16 protein-coding genes and 1 riboswitch are annotated in these 18,900 nt (G+C 63.2%); of the genes, 10 read left to right on the top strand and 6 right to left on the bottom strand.

Translation table 11 applies throughout. The features are described 5' to 3' along the window. Positions 1-58: 58 nt before the first annotated feature. Complete coding sequence (locus AC1D10_RS00145) at positions 59-1,384, bottom strand: tetratricopeptide repeat protein (RefSeq protein WP_477268015.1); 1,326 nt, start codon at positions 1,382-1,384, stop codon at positions 59-61. Between the two features lie 225 nt (positions 1,385-1,609). Between AC1D10_RS00145 and AC1D10_RS00140 the strand changes: the two genes are divergently transcribed. After that, a complete protein-coding gene (locus tag AC1D10_RS00140; RefSeq protein WP_477268013.1) occupies positions 1,610-4,483 on the top strand; it encodes an autotransporter family protein in 2,874 nt (957 codons plus the stop codon). 84 nt (positions 4,484-4,567) lie between these two features. On the opposite strand, the gene AC1D10_RS00135 is transcribed toward AC1D10_RS00140, so the two are convergent. Beyond that, the gene (locus AC1D10_RS00135; protein ID WP_477268011.1) at positions 4,568-5,191 is read right to left on the bottom strand and encodes a LysE family translocator; all 624 of its coding nucleotides are present in this window, start codon (positions 5,189-5,191) and stop codon (positions 4,568-4,570) included. A 461-nt stretch (positions 5,192-5,652) separates the two neighbouring features. Here AC1D10_RS00135 and AC1D10_RS00130 point away from each other — a divergent pair, with 461 nt between their 5' ends. The 6 genes from AC1D10_RS00130 (at position 5,653) to AC1D10_RS00105 (ending at position 11,785) form a co-directional block, all read left to right on the top strand. After that, a complete protein-coding gene (locus AC1D10_RS00130) occupies positions 5,653-6,420 on the top strand; it encodes a L,D-transpeptidase (RefSeq protein ID WP_477268009.1) in 768 nt (255 codons plus the stop codon). Between the two features lie 158 nt (positions 6,421-6,578). After that, positions 6,579-7,745, top strand: coding sequence for a diphosphate--fructose-6-phosphate 1-phosphotransferase (locus tag AC1D10_RS00125; protein ID WP_379101181.1), 1,167 nt, complete (start codon positions 6,579-6,581; stop codon positions 7,743-7,745). 35 nt (positions 7,746-7,780) lie between these two features. After that, a complete protein-coding gene (locus AC1D10_RS00120; RefSeq protein ID WP_477269774.1) occupies positions 7,781-8,485 on the top strand; it encodes an MBL fold metallo-hydrolase in 705 nt (234 codons plus the stop codon). Positions 8,486-8,757: 272 nt separating this feature from the next. After that, positions 8,758-10,284 (top strand): DegQ family serine endoprotease, encoded by a 1,527-nt coding sequence (locus tag AC1D10_RS00115; protein WP_477268006.1) that lies wholly within the window; start codon positions 8,758-8,760, stop codon positions 10,282-10,284. Positions 10,285-10,430: 146 nt separating this feature from the next. Then, positions 10,431-11,042: a molybdopterin-dependent oxidoreductase gene (locus tag AC1D10_RS00110; RefSeq protein ID WP_477268004.1), complete on the top strand. Its 612-nt coding sequence runs from the start codon at positions 10,431-10,433 to the stop codon at positions 11,040-11,042. After that, positions 11,039-11,785: an FAD-binding oxidoreductase gene (locus AC1D10_RS00105; RefSeq protein ID WP_477268002.1), complete on the top strand. Its 747-nt coding sequence runs from the start codon at positions 11,039-11,041 to the stop codon at positions 11,783-11,785. Before AC1D10_RS00110 ends, AC1D10_RS00105 begins: the two co-directional genes overlap by 4 nt. 66 nt (positions 11,786-11,851) lie before the next feature. On the opposite strand, the gene AC1D10_RS00100 is transcribed toward AC1D10_RS00105, so the two are convergent. After that, a complete protein-coding gene (locus tag AC1D10_RS00100) occupies positions 11,852-12,952 on the bottom strand; it encodes an FAD-binding oxidoreductase (RefSeq protein WP_477268000.1) in 1,101 nt (366 codons plus the stop codon). Between the two features lie 180 nt (positions 12,953-13,132). Beyond that, a complete protein-coding gene (locus tag AC1D10_RS00095; protein ID WP_477267998.1) occupies positions 13,133-14,380 on the bottom strand; it encodes an aromatic ring-hydroxylating oxygenase subunit alpha in 1,248 nt (415 codons plus the stop codon). Positions 14,381-14,494: 114 nt separating this feature from the next. Continuing rightward, positions 14,495-14,695, bottom strand: a riboswitch (cobalamin riboswitch). 505 nt (positions 14,696-15,200) lie between these two features. On the opposite strand from AC1D10_RS00095, the gene AC1D10_RS00090 reads away from it, so the two are divergent. From AC1D10_RS00090 to AC1D10_RS00080, 3 genes are all read left to right on the top strand, one after another. After that, positions 15,201-15,398, top strand: coding sequence for a DUF680 domain-containing protein (locus tag AC1D10_RS00090; RefSeq protein ID WP_477267996.1), 198 nt, complete (start codon positions 15,201-15,203; stop codon positions 15,396-15,398). A gap of 69 nt (positions 15,399-15,467) precedes the next feature. Continuing rightward, a complete protein-coding gene (locus tag AC1D10_RS00085) occupies positions 15,468-15,674 on the top strand; it encodes a DUF680 domain-containing protein (RefSeq protein ID WP_477267993.1) in 207 nt (68 codons plus the stop codon). A gap of 77 nt (positions 15,675-15,751) precedes the next feature. Next, complete coding sequence (locus tag AC1D10_RS00080) at positions 15,752-15,988, top strand: DUF680 domain-containing protein (RefSeq protein ID WP_477267991.1); 237 nt, start codon at positions 15,752-15,754, stop codon at positions 15,986-15,988. 91 nt (positions 15,989-16,079) lie between these two features. Here the strand turns inward: AC1D10_RS00080 and AC1D10_RS00075 are convergent, their stop codons facing one another. Together AC1D10_RS00075 and bglA are read right to left on the bottom strand one after the other, a co-directional pair. Continuing rightward, positions 16,080-17,192 carry an ABC transporter ATP-binding protein gene (locus AC1D10_RS00075; protein WP_477267989.1) on the bottom strand — a complete coding sequence of 371 codons (1,113 nt, stop codon included), beginning with the start codon at positions 17,190-17,192 and terminating at the stop codon, positions 16,080-16,082. Between the two features lie 41 nt (positions 17,193-17,233). Further along, a complete protein-coding gene (gene bglA, locus AC1D10_RS00070; protein WP_477267987.1) occupies positions 17,234-18,898 on the bottom strand; it encodes a beta-galactosidase BglA in 1,665 nt (554 codons plus the stop codon). Between the last annotated feature and the right edge of the window lie 2 nt (positions 18,899-18,900).

Raw genomic sequence — 18,900 nt, 5'->3', positions numbered from 1 at the left:
TTTTCGGATCTCGAAAAAATCTGGCTTGGCCAGTTTTTAAGACAAGATCCGCTTCGGGTCAATTCTCTGACAAATCAGCGGTGCGTCGCGAAAGCAGCACTGACAGCGGACTGCCGGGGCGCGCCATCGAGCGTTCTGCCGTGAGCTCCCTGGCCAGCGCACGGTCACCGGCCCGCAGGGCGGCTTCGATCAGTGTCAGGTCGATGACGTCGCGCTGGGCATGGCTGCCGCCGAAACGGTGGGCGATCGCTCGGATCGGCCGGATCAGGCGAACAGTCTCGGCATAGTTCCCGGCGCCGAACGCCTTGATGGCGAGTGTCAGGGGATGCCCGACATCCCGGGTGAAAGCGGCGTTGTCGTCGCTGCCGCGCATGGCCTCGCGCTGTGCCTCTAGAAGGATTTGGGCAGGCGCTTCGAGCCCGGCGCCGACAAAGGCCATCATCGCGTGGGCATCGTTGAAGGCATAATTGCCTGCGCCGGCCTTGGGGGCCCAGTTGGCTGCAAGCTCTGCCCAGCGGTCGCCGGCATCGACGCCACCGAGATAGAGCCGCCATAGGATCGCCGAGGCATCGACCATGTTGAGCGCCAGTGCCGATCGCTCGCCATAGATCGGGCCGTCATAGAGTGACATGACCTCGTCGGCCTCGCCGAGGTCATAGTGGAACAGCGCCAGGTGCCACCAATTGTGCACCTTGAGGAAGCTCTCCTTCGTCCATGCTTCGGGATTGGCGCGCATCCAGGCAATGCCGTCGCTTTGCCGGCTTTGCATCTCCATGACATGGGCCACCGCATGCTGGGCCCAGCCGTCGCGCGGCTCCAGATCGACCGCGGCGCGGCCAAGCTTCTCGGCCCGTGCATAGTCACCCATCTCCTCCAACCCGAAGGCCTGCATGCCGAGGATGGCGTGGTAGCCCGGCATGCCGCTTTGCCAGGATGGCAGGGCGCCGGCGATACGGTCGCGCAGCATGCGGGCATTGCCTGTGAAGAAGTCGATCTGATGCCCAGTCTGCAGCGCCACCACGTCAAGCGGGAAGTCAATGGCGATATCCCTGAGAATGCCGCCGGCATCATGCCAGCGCCCGTTGGCGAGATGACCAAGGGCTGTGACATGCGCCTGCTCGCGCGTGGTCGCGGCAAGCGGCAGTGCCGCCTCATGGCAAGCCTTGGCTACGGCCGTCGCCTCTCGCTCGGTGGCGAGGCCGAAGAGATAGCCCTTGAAGACGTGCGCCATGACGAAGCCGGGATCTTCCGCGATAGCGCGGTCGACGGAGGCTACGGGATCGCCGATGAAGCACTGCAGTTCTCGCATAGCCTGGCTGTAGGGCGTGAACCCCGCCTCCGTTGCGCCCGACAGTGTCAGGCCGAATGCGTCCCTGATTGCCATGCAATGTCCTCTGGTCAATCCGCGATGGGCCCTCGATCCTTAGGCCCAGCGCGATCCTAAAGCATGGGCCACAGCACGCCAACCATGCATTGCGCTGATCTACCCCAGTGGGTTTTGCAGTTTATCAACCATGAGGTACAGATCAGCCTTTGTAAAATCGAACGAATTGTGGCTTCATTGCGGCGCGGGCGAGGGGCTTTAAGTCGCGATCTGAGAGGGGACGCGATGCGGCACTTAGAAATGAAGCTTCCAAACAGCCGTTTGGAAGACATGTGTGAAACAATTGCTTATCTGCGGCGAAGGCCGCGCCAGATACATCCATGGTTTATTAGCGTTCTTGCAACTACGGCGCTGGCGTTGCTGCCCAAATCCGCGGCCTTCGCCGCATGCGTGCTCGTTCCGTCTCCTGGAAACGACACCTTCACATGCGACAGCGGTGATTCAGGCGGCAGCCTCACCGACAATGGCGGCGACAACGCGCTGAATTTTCCCGCCGGCGGGACAGGGCAGATATCCGGCAATGTCACCTTTGGCGTCGGCACGGACCGCATCGACATGCAGTCCGGCACCATCACCGGCACTGTCGATCAGGGCGGCGGCACGGATTTCTTCACCATTGGCGCCGGCACTGTTGCCGGCAACGTCCAGCAGGGCGCCGGCATCGACGACTTCAATATGAGTGGCGGCCAGGTCGGTTCGCTCAACCAGGGCGACGGCCTAGACACCTTCACCATGACGGGTGGGCGCATCGTCGATTTCTTCGACGATGGCGACCGTGCTGTCATGACCGGCGGCCGCATCGGCCGCGTCAACATGAAACTCGACAAAAACTATTTCAACATGTCGGGCGGAACCATCGACCGCAACCTTGTCACCGGCTTCGACCAGGACACGATCATCCTGTCGGGCGGTATCATCGGCGGCAACATCAGCGTCAGCGGCGGCAATGACAGCGTCATGGTCACCGGCGGCACGGTCGGCGGCGATATCCTGATGAGCTTTGGCGCCGACAGTTTCGTCTGGAACGGCGGCGGCATCATCTACGGCGCCGTCGATCTCGGCGGCGACAACGACACCGCCAGGCTCAGCAACCTCACCAACGCCCATCTCGGCGCCACGGATGCAATAACCGGGGGCCTCGGCACCGACGCGCTGACCCTCGACAACGTCAAGCTCGACGGCATCAGCCGGCTGCAGAACTGGGAAAGCATCATCGCCACCAACGATACCGAGCTGACGCTGGACGGCAATCTGGTGCTTGGCGACAGTGGCACCGGCACCGGCGCACTCAGCGTCGACGCCTCGAGCACGCTGTTTGGCGGCGGCGGCTTCAACGCCTCGATCCAGGCCTTTACGGCAGGCCAGTTGGCGCAGGTCACCAATGCCGGGCGCATCGACCTGACCAACGGCGGCTCCGGCGCGACCGACCGTCTGACGATTTCCGGCAACTATACCGGCATCGGTGGCCTGCTGTTCATCCAGACCGAGCTTGGCGATGATTCCTCCGCATCGGACAGGCTGGTGCTGTCAGGCGGGACGGCGTCCGGCTCGACCGGCATCTCGGTGATCAATCTCGGCGGCGGCGGCGCCGAGACCACGCAGGATGGCATCATGGTCGTCCAGGCGGTCAACGGCGCCACGACAGGCGCCACCACCTTCGCCCTCGACACGCAGGTCGCGGCCGGTGCCTTCGAATATTATCTGTTCAAGGGCGGCGTCAGCGCCGGCAGCGAAGAGAACTGGTATCTGCGCTCGACAGTGACGACGCCGACCCCACCGGCACCGGCACCGCCGGCGGTCGAACCGCCACCGCCGCCGGAACCTGGCACGCCGCCGCCGGAACCTGAACCGCCTGCGGTCGAGCCACCGCCACCTCCGCCGTCCGCGCTGCCGCCGACGCCGCCGCCGACCGAGGGCGACATCAACACCCCGCCGGTCGACCCGACGCCGCCGGTGCAGGCCAGCGATCCGGAACCCGCGCCGCCGCCCCCGCCGCCAGCGGCGCCACCGGCAGATCCACCGCCGCCGCCACCGGTGGTGCCAACCCAAGCCCCTGCGCTTCCAGCGCCGACGCCGCCTCTTGGCCCGGCACCTGTACAGCCGGCGCCGCCGACGCCCGGAGCGACGGCCGTGCAAGCAGCCGCGATACCGCTCTATCGCATCGAGGTGCCGGTCTATTCGGCCCTGCCGCCGGTGGCCGAGCATCTGGCGATGGCAACGGTCGGCACCTTCCATGAACGGCGCGGCGAGCAAAGCCTGTTGTCGAACGCTGAACTGTCGCCGGTCTGGGGCCGCATTTTCGGCCAGGACACTGAGATGGGATGGTCGGGAACGGTGTCGCCGTCCTTCGACGGCACTCTGTTCGGCTTCCAAGGCGGGTTCGACCTGTTCGGCCGCGAGACTGCGTCAGGCGGGATCGATCGTGCCGGCCTGTTCGTCGCCTACGCCAGCATGAAGGGCGACGTGCGCGGCCAGGCGCTGGGATGGAACAATCTGTCCGTCGGCAGCATCGATCTCGACGGCAGCAGCGTCGGCGGCTACTGGACCCGTATTGGCCAGGGCGGCTGGTACTTGGACGGCGTCGTCATGGCGACCTTCTTCGGCGGCAACGCAACCTCTTCACGCGACGTCGGCATCGACGTCGACGGCACCGGTGTCACCGCTTCGCTGGAGGGCGGCTATCCCATTGCTCTGGCGCAAGGCTGGACGCTTGAACCGCAGGCGCAACTGGTCTGGCAGCATTTGTCGCTCGACGACACCACGGACCGTTTCTCGTCGGTTTCCTTCGATCCCGACGACAGCGTCGCCGGCCGGCTGGGCGTGCGGCTGCAGGGCGAGACTGTTATCAACGGCATGGCGCTGCAGCCTTACCTCAAAGCCAATATCTGGCATGATTTCGGCGGCACCAGCCACGTCAATTTCGACACCACCGACATCTCGACCGAGGGTAGATCGACCTCGTTCGAGGTCGGCGGCGGCCTTGTTGCCAAGGTGACGGACAAGGTCAGCATCTTCGCCACCGGCGACTACACCACCAATTTCGGTGGCGACCAGCGCCGCATTCTCGAGGGCAATCTCGGCGTCAGCGTCAAATGGTGATGCTGACAAAGGCCCCGAAACTGTCGTTCGGGACCTTGGTCAAAAAGAGAGAGTAATTCCGGACAACTTTTCCTGGAATTGCTTCTAATTGCCCGAACGCATCGCCACCGTGGCGATGCCGGCGCCGACCAGCAGCGTGCCACCGGTGCGGTTGAAGACGCGGATTGCCTTGGGATTGCGCACGACGTTGCGGGCGCGCGCGGCGATCAGCGCATAGCCGAAGGCATTGGCGAAGGCGAGCGCCAGGAAGGTCGTCTCGAAGATCAGCATCTGCGTCCAGAAATCGGCGTGCCGATCGAGGAACTGCGGCAGGAAGGCGACGAAGAAGGTGATGCTTTTCGGGTTGAGCGCGGTGACCAGCCAGGCATGCGCCATCATCTTTGCCGACGACACCGCGTCGGTGCGCGGTTCGGCTTTCAGCGCCCCACCTGCGCGAAACAGTTTCACGCCGAGGTAGATCAGATAGCCGGCGCCGATCAGCTTCAGGATGGTGAAGACGGTCGCCGAAGCGGCCAGCAGCGCACCGATGCCCAGCATCGACAATGTCATCGCGGTGAAGTCGCCCAGCGCCACGCCGACTGCCATCGGCAGAGCAGTGCGCCAACCCTGGCCCAGCGCGTAGGACACGACCAGAAGGATGGTCGGACCCGGAATGATGAGAAGGATCGTCGATGCGGCAGCGAAGGCGGCCCAGTTTTCGAAGGACATGCTCGTCTCCTTTGAGCGTAAGGAAGAGGATAAATCCTTGGCGCCGGGAGAATGTAAAGGGGCGATTTCCCTAATTTCGCCAACGGCAGATCGGTGTCAGTTCGCCCCGCTCGGCGTGCCCACGATATCGGCCAGGCCGACATTGGCACTGAGAACGATTTCCGCTGTGACAATGGCTGCGGCAAAAAAGCTTGATGTCGGTTTCTAAGGTCTTGCACATGGATCCTCCTCGGCAGCTGCCTGACAGGGGGTAGGAAACGCCGGCGCCTTGAATATGACCTGACGGAAGTCTTTCTGTGCAGCAGCCCTTTGGTCGACGGCCGGGCGGCAGGTCGAACGCCAGCAAAGCAACGGGCCAACGCAGGCAATACAAGGCCTTCACGCTTTATCAACCATGAATGATGAAAATGGGTTCTATCCGGCCGGACCGTGCTTCCCGCCGACAGCGTAGGGTTGGGTATATGCGTGAGTTGCCGCCAGGTCTGACGCCGTCGCGAAACGGCGACGCAATCGAAACCGATCATCAACTTTCCCGCCGCGCCATCCTGTCCGGGGCAGGGGCGCTGGCGCTGCTCAGCGCCGCCGGTTGTTCGACCTCGGGCGGCGGCCTGCCGGCGCTGGAACTCGACGACACGGTCACCAGTTCACTGCGGCCGATCCGGCCGAGCATCAGCGTCGACAAGCACATCACCAGCCCGGACCTTATGTATGCCTCGCTGACGGATGGCGGCTTCAACGTGCCGGAAGTGCCCTATCTCAAGGTCAAGCCGGAATTCCGCCGCCAGATCGTCGTCGACACGACGGGCGAGGCGCCCGGCACCATCGTCGTCCATCTGCAGGAGCGCATGCTCTATCTCGTCCAGCCGGGTGGTGATGCCATCCGCTACGGCGTCGGCATCGGCAAGGACGGTTTCCGCTGGTCCGGCCGCGCCAACATCCAGTACGGCAGGGAATGGCCGACCTGGACGCCGCCGCCCGAGATGATCGCCCGCAAGCCGGAACTCGTGAAATGGCAGGCCGGCCAGCCTGGCGGCCTCACCAACCCGCTTGGTGCCCGCGCGCTCTACATCTACCAGGACGGCAAGGACACCGGCTATCGCATCCACGGCTCGCCCGAATGGTGGAGCATCGGCCAGGCTATGTCGTCGGGCTGCGTGCGCCTGATCAACCAGGACATCATCGACCTCTACAGCCGCGTCTCCAGGAAGAACCCGGTCGTCGTCATGTGACCTGCCGGCCGCCTGCGCGGCTGCGTTTATCTTTTGCCTGGGCATGATCCCGAAAACCGGTTGCGGTTTTTCGCGATCACGCTCTGGTTTCTCCCGTTGCGCGATGCCGCAAGACAGGCGAATGTGCCTGCGAATTCATCGCTCGGGAGACGTCAGGAATGGCCGGAACTTTTGTTATCGCGCAGGGCGGCGGCCCAACCGCCGTCATCAACCAGACGGTGGTCGGGGCGACGCTGGAGATCCGCAAGCGGCATCCCGGCGCCAAGGTGCTGGGCTCTATCCACGGCGTGCGCGGCATCCGTGACGGCAATTATGTCGACCTCTCCGCCATTCCCGAAGACCGGCTGCGGCTGATTGCCGGCACGCCAAGTGCAGCCCTTGGCTCGACGCGCGACAAGCCGGATGCCGCCTATTGTGACGTGATCCTCAACGGCCTCAAGAAGGCCGGCGCCGATGCCTTCATTTATATCGGCGGCAACGACACGTCGGGCACGCAACAGATCCTGACCGACGCCGCCGGCGGCAAGATCGCCTTCGTCCATGCGCCGAAAACCATCGACAATGATCTTGAGGAAAACGACCACACGCCGGGCTTCATCTCGGCGGCCGAATTCGTCGCCGGCGCCTTCCTGTCCGTCGACCTCGATTTCCGCGCTCTGCCTGGCATCTATGTCGGCATCGTCATGGGCCGGCATGCCGGCTTCCTCACGGCTGCCGCCGCGGCCTGGCAACTCGACCCCGACAGCGGCCCGCACCTCGTCTATGTGCCGGAACGGCCGTTCTCGGCCGCCGGCTTCATCGACGACGTGCGCGCGACGCTCGATCGCCACAAGCGCTGCATCGTAGCGGTGTCGGAAGGTGTCAGCACCGCCGACGGCAAGGCGCTGGTCGAAAGCCTGGTGCCGCCGGAGAAGCTGGAGCGCGACGCGCATGGCAACGTCAAGCTGTCGGGCAGCGACCTGCCGGCAGCGCTCGAACGCGCGCTGGCCGAAGGCTTGCCCGGCAAGCGGGCCCGCGTCGATGCGCTCGGTTATATGCCGCGCGGCTATATCGGCGCCATCAGCGCGGTCGACGCGCAGGAGGCCTTCGATGCCGGCGCCTTCGCTGTCACCGTCGCCGAACAGGGCGGCGGCTCGGTGGCGCTGCAATATGACGGCACAAAGACGGTGTTGAAGAAGGTGCCGCTGAAGAACGTCGCCGGCAAGACCCGCCACATGCCCGACGATTTCATGAAGCCCGATGTCAATCAGCTGTCGGATGCCGGCATGGCCTACCTCAGGCGGCTGGTGCCGGAAAAGTACAAAGTCGGGAAGCCATTCGTCTGATGCAGGCATCACAGGTGATGCCCGGCTCACACGTGATGCCGGACTGGTTCAGCAAGAGCATCGTCGACGAAAAGACGACGATGCTGACCGAGCCGTTCGTGCATGGCTACGTCCGCGCCAACATGTGGCATCTGCGCGGCCGTGATGTCGACCTGCTGGTCGATACCGGCATGGGCATCTGTCCACTGGCGCCGCAGATCGAAACGCCGGCCGGCAAGCCGCTGCTGGTCGTCGCCACGCACATCCATCTCGACCATGTCGGCTCGCTGCACGAATTCCCGTTGCGGGCGGGGCCAAGGATGAGTGCAGCGCAGTTCGAGAGCATGGATGACGCCGCGACCTACGCCTACATGTTCCGCGATCTCGAAGGTGCCGTCTCCAAACTGCCTGCGCCGGACTGGAAGGCCGCCGACTATGCGATACCATCCGCGCCGCTGACACGGACGCTTGACGAGGGCGATGTGGTCGATCTCGGCGATCGTCAGTTTCGCGTGCTGCACCTGCCCGGTCATTCGCCGGATTCGATCGCGCTGTTCGACGAGGCCGATGGCCTGTTCTTCAGCGGCGACGCCATCTACGACGACACGCTGATCGACGACCTGCCGGATTCGGACCGAACAGCCTATCGCCGCACGATGAAGCGCCTGCTCGACCTGCCGGTCCGCATCGGCCATGGCGGTCATGGGACGAGCTTCGACGGCAAGCGCATGCGTGAGATTGCAACGGCCTATCTCGGGTGAACCGGCGCGGGCTGAAGCCCCGCGAGGCCGGGAAGGCCGCCTCGCCTGTCGCTTGACGACATTGTGACGGGCCGCCGTCCGGAAATTAAATCTTCGTAAGGTCGCCTGAAAACCCTAAATCGGGCCAATCCATACCCTAGATGCAGGGCTGTCGATCCGGTCGGTTGCCATGCCAGGCGAGACGGGCAATCGCGACCCTCGACACGCCGGATGGCCAGTTTCCAAGGGAGACGGCCACAGCGCTGGATCAACTCTCGCCCGGACAAACGACCATGTCAGATATCCTTCGCAGACATCGCGTCGCGGCCTTGCTGGGCGCTGCGCTGATCATATCCCCCTTTGTCGTGTCTTTCGCTCAAAGTGCGAGCAACGCCGTTCCGACAACCCAGACACCTGTCGCCGGCATCACGGCTCCCAACGGCTCGTTCGCCCCGATCGTGGCCGCCGACAAACCGGCGGTGGTGACGGTCACCACAGTCATGAAGGCACAGCCGGAAAGCACGGACGACGGCATGCCGCTCGAGAATTCGCCGTTCGACGAATATTTCCGCCAGTTCTTCGGCGACCAGGGCATGCCCTCGCCAAGGACACCGCCGCAGGAACAGGCGCGGCGCGCCGAGGCACTCGGCTCAGGCTTCATAGTCGCTGCCGATGGCACTATCGTCACCAACAACCACGTCATCGATGGCGCCTCTTCGATCAAGGTGACGCTCGACGACGGTACCGAGCTTCCCGCCAAGCTCGTCGGCCGCGATGCCAAGAACGATCTCGCCGTGCTCAAGATCAAAGCCGACAAGCCGTTGCCGACCGTCAAATGGGGTGACTCCGACAGGCTGATGACCGGCGACCAGGTGCTGGCGATCGGCAATCCGTTCGGCATCGGCACCACGGTCACCGCGGGCATTGTCTCAGCGCGCGGCCGTGATCTGCACAGCGGCCCGTTCGACGACTTCATCCAGATCGACGCGCCGATCAATCATGGCAATTCCGGCGGTCCGCTGGTCGATGTGAACGGCAATGTCGTCGGCATCAACGCGGCGATCTATTCGCCCAATGGCGGCAGCGTTGGCGTCGGCTTCGCCATTCCATCCGACCAGGCCCAGAAGGTGGTCGCCAAGCTGATGAAGGACGGTTCCATCCAATACGGCTATCTCGGCGTCGAGATCCAGCCGGTTACGCCGGATGTGGCGAGCGCCATCGGGCTCGATCATCCTGGCGGCGCGCTGGTTTCGCAGGTCAATGACGGCTCGCCGGCCGCCAGCGCCGGGGTCGAGACCGGCGATGTCATCACCAGCTTCGCCGGACAGGATGTGAAGGATCCCAAGGATCTGTCGCGGGCCGTCGCCGACGTGGCGCCCGGCGCCCGGGAATCGCTTGAGGTCTGGCGCAAGGGCAAGGCGGTGCAGATTTCCGTCGATGTCGGCCGCAACAGCGACGATGTGAAGACCGCGTCGGTGACCGACGGGTCCGGTGAGCCCAGCGCCGGGCAAGGCAATCGAGTCCCTGCGATGGGCCTTGGCCTGATGGACATCACGCCCGACATTCGCCAGCAGATGAACCTCGCCGACACTCAGCACGGCGCGGTGGTTGCCAGCGTCAACCCCGACAAGGCTGCCGCGGCTTCCGGAATCCAGGCCGGCGACATCATTATTGCCGTCAATCAGGTGCCGGTGAAGAGCGCCAGGCAGATCACCCAGGCGATTGCCCAGGCCGGCAAGTCCGGCAGGAAATCGGTGCTGTTGCTGTTGGAGCGCGACGGCGGCCAGATTTATGTCGCGGTGCCGTTTGCCAATGGCTGAGACTTAGCGCTCAATCGAGCGATCGGCGGGATCGGTGACGACGATCCCGTCGATCCGGTCCGTCAAGATTTCAGTTGCCCGCCACGGTATCTTCGAGAAAACTGCATGAGGGCTGACAGATGGCCTGATGCAGGGGGATTGCCGCAATGGTCACCCGAGGTTTCCTTTCAGGACGGCGCCCGCCGACCGACGGCGACGCGCGCATCCCTCCAGGGCAATATCTCGAGCAGGGATTTCCTGTCCTGTCAGCCGGCCCGACGCCGCGGGTGCGCACCGAGGACTGGTCATTCACGCTGAAGCACGGGCCGCGGCCGATCAAGAAATGGAACTGGGCCGAGTTCAACGCCCTGCCATTGACCAAGATGACACGCGACATCCATTGCGTGACCGCGTGGACCAAGTTCGACACGCCATGGCAAGGCGTGCTGATCGACGATATTCTCGCCGATGCCGGCATCGCGCCGCCGACCGCCTTCACGCTGGCGCATTCGTTCGACGGTTACACCACCAACGTACCGACCAAGGACCTCGAAGCCGGCAAGGCGATGGTCGCGCTGTTTTACGAAGGCAAGCCGATCACGTCGGACCATGGCGGCCCCGCTCGGTTGCTGGTGCCGCATCTCTATTTCTGGAAATCGGCCAAATGGCTGAACGGCCTTCAGTTCACCGAGCGCGATGAGCCGGGTTTCTGGGAATTGCGCGGCTATCACATCTATGGCGATCCATGGCGTGAGCAGCGCTACACGAACGATCCATGAGCGACGCACAAGCGCCGCAATCGCCATGGCAAACGGCCGGGATCGTCCGTATCGAAAGGCGCACGCCGCGCGTCACCAGCTTCTTTTTCCAGCCATCGCGGCCGTTCACCTACCGGGCCGGTCAGTATGTCGACGTCAGGCTGACAGCGCCGGACGGCTATCAAGCGCGCCGCTCCTATTCGATTGCCTCCGCGCCGGAGACGCACGGGGTGATCGAACTGGCGATCGAGAAGCTCGACGATGGCGAGGTCTCGCCATTCTTCCACGAGATCGCGGCAGTTGGCGACGAAATCGAACTGCGCGGACCGCTCGGCGGGCACTTCATCTGGCCCGATGACGATGGCGGGCCGCTCTTGCTGGTCGGCGGCGGCTCGGGCGTCGTGCCCTTGATGTCGATGGTTCGTCATCGCGTCGCGCGCAATTCGACGGTGCCCGTCGCCCTCGTCTTTTCAGCCCGGGTCTGGGACGAAGTGGTCTTTCGTGACGAGCTGATTGCCCTCGACGATCGCAAGGACGGCTTCGACCTCGTGCTGACGCTGACGCGCGAAGCCGCGCGCCGTCCAGCCGATTATTCGCGGCGGGTGGATGTCGCCATGGTGGTGCAATCCATGGCTCGGTTGCCCGGACCGCCTGATGTCGCCTTCGTCTGCGGCTCCAACGCCTTCGTTTCCGCCGCCGCCCAGGCGCTGATGGATGCCGGCGTTGCGGCGGAAATCATCCGAACCGAACGCTACGGAGTTTGAACGGACACGGTCCTTCCGAGAGGTTTCTCGTAGCCGCCGTTCCGAGGCTCGGCATTCCCCCGGCGGTCACGCCTCGATTTCGAGCGCCGAAAGCGGCTTTGAGCAACAGGCGAGGATGAAGCCGTCGTCGATCTCGTGGTCGAGGATGCCGCCATTGTGGCTCATCTCGACGGCGCCCGTGACCTTCTTCACCTTGCAGGTTCCGCACAGGCCGAACTCGCAGGCGGCGGGAATCCGCACGCCCGAAGCCCGCGCCGTCTGCAGCACGGTCTGGCCGGCGACGCATTCGGCGTCGACATCCGAAAGCGCGAAGCGGATCGGCGTCGCGGCTTCGACGATGACGGCGGCGCCGTCTTCCGCCGGCGACGTGAATGGTGCCGGGATCTCCTCCACGACAGGCGCCGCAAAGCTCTCCTGATGGTACTTCGTCATGTCGAAGCCGGCAGAGTCCAGCATGCCGCGCACGGCGCGCATGAAGGGATCGGGGCCGCAGCAGAAGATTTCGCGCTCGCGGAAATCGGGCGCCAGCAATGGCAGCCGGATCGCATCGATGCGGCCCATATGGCCGAACCAGCCCTCGCGGCTCGACCGCTCCTCGATCATGAAGCCGAGCGACAGGCCGGGCATGCGGCTGCCGAGCAGTTCGAGCTCCTTGCGAAAAATGATTTCCTCGGGGCGCCGCGCGCAATTGACGAAGCCGACATCGGTCCATGGCGCGCAGTCGTTCAGCCAGCGCAGCATCGACATCATCGGCGTCACGCCGGAGCCGGCCGAAATGAACAGATACTTGGCCGCCGGGTGGCTGTGCAGCGAAAAGTCGCCGGTCGGCCCATAGGCCTTCACATGCGAACCGGGCGTCAGATGGTCGAACATCCAGCGTGTACCGATGCTGCCCGCTTGCGCCTTGATCGTCACCGCGATCGAGAACGGCCGCGATGGCGAAGACGACAGCGTGTAGGTGCGCATCAGCGGCCCATCGGCGGTCGGCAGTTCCAGCGTCACGAACTGGCCCGGCTTGTAGCGGAACCAGGTCTGGTTATCGGAGCGGAAGGTGAAGGTCTTCACATCAGGTGCTTCGTCACTGACGCCGATCACTTCCAGCACCTGGAGCCTGTCGTTCCAGGGCGTCATCTGGTCGAGATGGCGATAGAGGCCAAGGTCCGTCATCGCATTCATCCTCTTGTCCCTTTTATTCCGTGCGTGTCGTGATCCCAAAACCGCTGCGCACTCTTGGGCGACATGCACCAAGGCGCGTCGCGTCGAAACGGGTTCATGCGACGCGCTTCAGGTCTTGTTTCCTTGCATGTCGTTGTCTCAAAACCGGGGGCCATTTTTGAGCGACATGCACTAGGCAACGCTGCGCAGCGCCGGCCGGCCGCCTTCGGCAAGCCGCGGACCGATGAACGACGCGTACCATTCGACGAACTGGATCACGCCGCCCTCATGCAGCTCCGAATAGGGGCCTGGCTCGTAGGCGGGCGATAGGATGCCGAAGGCGTTTTCCTCGACGATGTGGCGGTCCTGGTCGTTGGTCTCGGTCCAGACATGGGTGAGTTCGGCGAGATCGTAGTCGACGCCTTCGACCGCATCCTTGTGGACGAGCCATTTGGTCGTCACCGCCGTTTCCGTGGCGCTGATCGGCAGCACGCGAAACGTCACCGCGTGGTCGATGAGGATGTGGTTCCATGTCGTCGGATAGTGATAGTGCATCAAGGTGCCGATCCGGTCGGCGGAGACGGTGTCGGAGAGGTTCTTCTTCACCGCCCGCTTGCCGTTCATGGTGTAGCTGATGGCGTCGCGCAGCAGCGGCGCGCGGGTGGCGCGGTACTGTCCGGCCGCATCGATGCGGAATTTGCTCGGCAGGCCGGCCGCTTCGCATTTCGCCCAGTGCGCAAGCATTTCCGGGTCGCTGTCGGCCCCCTGCACGCCGGTCACCGTCGGTGCCTCCGGGAAAGTTTTGCAAAGCTCCGGGTGATTGCCGGCGCAATGGTAGCACTCGCGGTTGTTTTCCCAGACCAGCTTCCAGTTGCCCTTCTCGACAATGGTCGACTCGAACGCCACCTTGGCCTCGCGCAGCCGGTGCGGCAAAAGGTAGGGCTCGATCATAGCCCGCATCGGTGCGAAATCCGCCGGCTCCTTGCCCAGGCAGATGAAGATGTAGCCGCCGACACTTTCACAGGCGATGGGCTTCAGGCCGAACTGGCTCTTGTCGAACCCGTCCGCCATCTGTCGGGCAAACAACAGCCTTCCGTCCAGCTCATAGGTCCACTGGTGATAGGGGCAGACCAGCTTTGCCGCCGTGCCCTTGTCTGAATTGCAGACTCGGCTGCCGCGATGGCGGCAGGAATTGTGAAAGGCGTTGATATTGCCCTTCTGGTCGCGGACAAGGACGACCGGATAATCGCCGATCTGCGCGGTAATGTAGCTGCCCGGCTTGGGCAGCTCGCAATCATGGCCGATGAACAGCCAGTCGCGATACCAGATCAGCTCCATGTCGAGCTTGAAATAGTCCGGATCGGTGTAAAAGGGCTGCTCGAGCGAGAAGCCGTTCCTGCGGCTCTGCAGCAGCCTCAGCATATCGTTGCGCGCGTCCATGTCCTGTCCTCATAGCCAAGGACTGAACTGGTGGTGATGGAGGAAGGATCGGACGCAGACCGGCGAAGCGCCGGACATGCACTATCCACCTCTTGACCGCCCACCGCGATCAGTCGAGTTCAAATATCTCGGGCTGGTTTCCGGGCTCTGGAGTGTCCTTGCGGACGGTCGCGACACCTTCCCAGGCGTTTGCCCAGTGGTCTCCCGTTGCGACTTGAACTCCACCACCGTTGCGGGGGCAGCGCCGGATTCTGACCGGCTTCCCAATTCTCCGCTTCGTCGTCACGAAGCGGCACCTGAGATGACATGATCTAATCACGATCGCGGGCGCGCCATCGGCATGAAAACGACATCGTATCCATGCGGCGCGACACGCATGCGAAACGCTCCGGCCGGCTATTGCGGAGCCGAAACCCGATCTCCTAGGCAGCCATCGCCGGCTGCAATCTCCTCGAATCCGACCCCTTGCCGGGGCCTAAGAAAGGTTAACGGTTTCGAAAAGTGACTATTAGCAACTTCTAAAATCGAACCGAACGGTTCGTTTCTGTTGACGGTGCGTGCAGGACGGTGTGAACGCTGGGCCTCCGACACAGTTGGTGATCGGGGTGCCGATTTTACATAACTATTTGATATCACAAAGAAAAACAACTGGTGTGGATGCTCTTGGCACAATTTCAAGTGGCAGATTCTTGGTCCACGCGGAACAACTTCGTGATTGGAAATGGCTGGATGGCTTTCCCACATCGGGGCGGTCCGAACGACGCGATTTCATCCCAAGACACGCCGCTAGACGGACGGGAAAAATACTGGAGTACCTAAAATGAAAAAGATCATTCTCACTGCCGCCGCCGTTCTGGCCATTTCCGGCAGCGCCTTTGCTAACGGTAGCGACCACTATGGTTCGAACGCCCCGGTAGCCACTGCTGTCGACAGCTCGCAGACCGCTTCGATCAAGAAGCCGGAACCGGCTGCTCAGACGCCTGTCCAGGGTAGCGACCGCAATCTCTTCGGCCACTAACGCCGATTCCCAGAAGGCGGCGGGCTCGCCCGCCGCCCTGGCAAAATCCAGAAATTCAGGAGAGCTAAAATGAACAAGATCCTTATTGCTGCCGCCGCCGTTCTGGCCATTTCCGGCAGCGCTTTCGCCGGAAGCGACAACTTTGGCTCCAAGGGCGCCAATCAGCCTGCCGCCTCGGTCGACAGCTCGTACACGGCTTCAACCAAGAAGTCCGAGCCGGCTGCGCAGACGCCTGTCACCCATGGCAGCGATCGCAACCTGTTCGGCAACAACTGACATCCGAAACTAGCATCCGACGGCGAGGCGGCGGGTCAGCCTGCCGCCTCGAATTCGAAAATACCGGAGTATCAAAAATGAAAAAGATTGTTCTTACTGCCGCCGCTCTTCTGATTGCCGCTGGCAGCGCCTATGCCGGCAACGACAATGTTGGCGGCACCGACATCAACAAGCAGGCGACCGTCAACGTCGACGCCTCGCATACGGGCTCGATCCGCAACAGCGATTCGCCCGTTTACAAGTTGCTCAACTCGTCGGGCGACGTACAGAAGTCTGCCCCTCAGGGCAGCGACCGGAACCTCTTCGGCCGCTAACTAACAGCCGAAGCTGATCTGCAAACAAAGAGCGGCGGGCCTGTGCCCGCCGCTCTTCGTTTTTCATGTGGCCTCCGACGTCCTCCTGACCTCAGGCCGCCTTTGCTTCCGGCTGACGGAGCGAGAAGGAGTGCCCGTCCGCGTCGAAGATGTGAAGGTCGCTGGCGTCCGCGCTCAGCCGCAGCGTCGCCCCGCGCTTGACCTCGACATTGCCTGGCATCTTGGTCACCAGCGGCAGGTCGGCGCGGCCGATGTCGACATAGACAAGTTGGACCTCGCCGAGCTGCTCGACATAGTCCACCGTTCCCTCGAACAGATAGTCCGCGCCGCTGGCGATCATCAGGTCCTCTGGCCTGACGCCGAAGCTCACCGAGGCACCGTTTGCCGATGCCGGCGTGGCGATCGGTACGGTTGCCTTGCGGCCGCCGACATGGCTGACGACGGTCGGGTTTCCGGTCTTGTCGATGGTCGCCGGCAGGATGTTCATGGCCGGCGAGCCGATGAACTGGGCGACGAACAGATTGCCGGGCTTCTTGTAGAGGTCCATCGGGGTGCCGACCTGCTCGATATGGCCTTCCTTGAGCACCACGATGCGGTCGGCCAGCGTCATCGCCTCGACCTGGTCGTGGGTGACGTAGATCATGGTCGTGTTGGGCATCGATTCCTTGAGCTTGGCGATCTCGATGCGGGTGGCGACGCGCAACGCCGCGTCAAGGTTCGACAACGGCTCGTCGAACAGGAACACTTTCGGATTGCGCACGATGGCGCGGCCGATGGCGACGCGTTGGCGCTGGCCGCCCGACATCGCCTTGGGCAGGCGGTCGAGATATTTGGTCAGCTGTAGGATTTCGGCCGCCTGCTTCACGCGGCGGTCGATCTCGGCCTTGTTCTCTTTGCCGATCTTCATCGAGAACGCCATGTTGTCGTAGACGGTCATGTGCGGGTAGAGCGCGTAGGACTGGAACACCATGGCGATGCCGCGCTTCGATGGCGGCACGTCGTTCACGACCTCGCCGGCGATCTTGAGTTCGCCGGAGGTGATTTCCTCGAGCCCGGCGATCGACCTCAGCAAAGTCGACTTGCCGCAGCCCGACGGGCCGACAAAGACGATGAACTCGCCCGACTTTATGTCGAGGTCGATGCCGTGGAGAATGTTCAGATTGCCGTAGGACTTCTTCACTTGTCTTAGCGTGACATCGGCCATTGGTTTCCTCCCAGAAATTTGAAATTCAAGTGATTTGAAATTCAGTCGATGCGTCCGAACCAGGCGCCGTAGCCGCCAAGCTGTACGGAACCGGTGCTCGCCTGCCCCGAAAATCCGTGCCCGGGCAAAGGTTGCAGCGATCGGTTGCCTAGGTCAACCTTGGCTGGCTCAGCTCCCAGATTGAAGACGCAGACGATCTGTTCGTTGCCTGCGCGGCGTGTGAAGGCGACCGTGTCGCCCGCACTTTCGATGAATGTGATGTCGCCCTTGGCCAGCGCCGGATGTGCGCGGCGGAAGGTGAGAAAGCGCCGGTAGTGCTCGAGCAGCGAGGTCTCGTTGCCCTGCTGGACATTGACCGCTTGCGACAGATGCTTGGCCGGCACCGGCAGCCAGGGCTTTGCCGAGGAGAAGCCGCCATTCGTGGCGCTGCCGTCCCACACCATCGGCGTGCGGCAGCCGTCACGGCCCTTGAATTCCGGCCAGAAGCGGATGCCGTAGGGGTCCTGCAGATCCTCGAAGCGAAGGTCGGCTTCGCCGAGGCCAAGCTCCTCGCCCTGATAGATGCAGACAGAGCCGCGCAAGGACATCAGCAGCGCCGAGATGACCTTGAGATAGGCGGTCGGATCGGCTTCGCCAGCAGCCCAGCGCGAGGCCGGGCGCATCACGTCATGATTGGAAAAGGCCCAGCACGACCAGCCGTCGCTGGCGACCTTGCCGAAGGATTCCAGCACCGAGCGGACCTTGGCCGCGCTGATCTTTTCCGGTGCCAGGAAGTCGAACGAGTAGCACATGTGCACGCGCTTGCCGCCGGCCGTATAGGCCGCCACCACTTCCAGCCCGCGCTGCGAATCGCCGACTTCGCCGACCGCGGCGGTTGCCGGATATTCATCGAGCAAGGCGCGGAAGCGTTCGAGGAAGCCGAGGTTCTCGGGGCGGCTCTTGTCGTAGATATGGTCCTGATAGTTGTAGGGGTTGACCGCGGGTGCGGTCTGGTCGTTGCGCTGCTCCGGCGGCAGTGGCGGGTTGTTTTCCAAGCCCTGGCTGTGGAAGTAGAAATTGATGGTGTCGAGCCGGAAGCCGTCGACGCCGCGCTCCAGCCAGAAGCGGGTGACGTCGAGCAGCGCGTTCTGGACCTCGTGATTGTGGAAGTTGAGGTCGGGCTGTTCGGCCAGGAAGTTGTGCAGGTAATATTGCTGGCGGCTGGTGTCCCATTGCCACGCCGAGCCGCCGAAGATCGACAGCCAGTTGTTGGGCGGCGTGCCGTCCGGCCTGGCGTCCGCCCAGACATACCAGTCGGCTTTCGGATTGCCGCGGCTCGACCGGCTTTCCTTGAACCAGGGGTGGTTGTCGGCGGTGTGCGACAGCACCTCGTCGATCATCACCTTCAAGCCCAGCCTGTGTGCTTCTGCGGTCAGCGCATCGAAGTCGGCCAGCGTGCCGAACATCGGATCGACGTCGCAATAGTCGGTGACGTCGTAGCCGAAATCCTTCATCGGCGACTTGAAGAACGGCGAAATCCAGATGGCGTCCGCACCGAGTCCTGCAATGTAGGGGAGCCGGCCGATGATGCCCTTCAGGTCGCCGATGCCGTCGCCATTCGAGTCCTGGTAGCTGCGCGGATAGATCTGGTAGATCACCGCACCTCGCCACCAGTCACGATCGACGGCGAGGTCAGGCTTCGAACTGGCCTTCAAAGCGGATTGCATCG

This window comes from Mesorhizobium sp. P2_A8, assembly GCF_056404935.1.
This window is presented reverse-complemented; position numbering and strand designations above follow the sequence as displayed.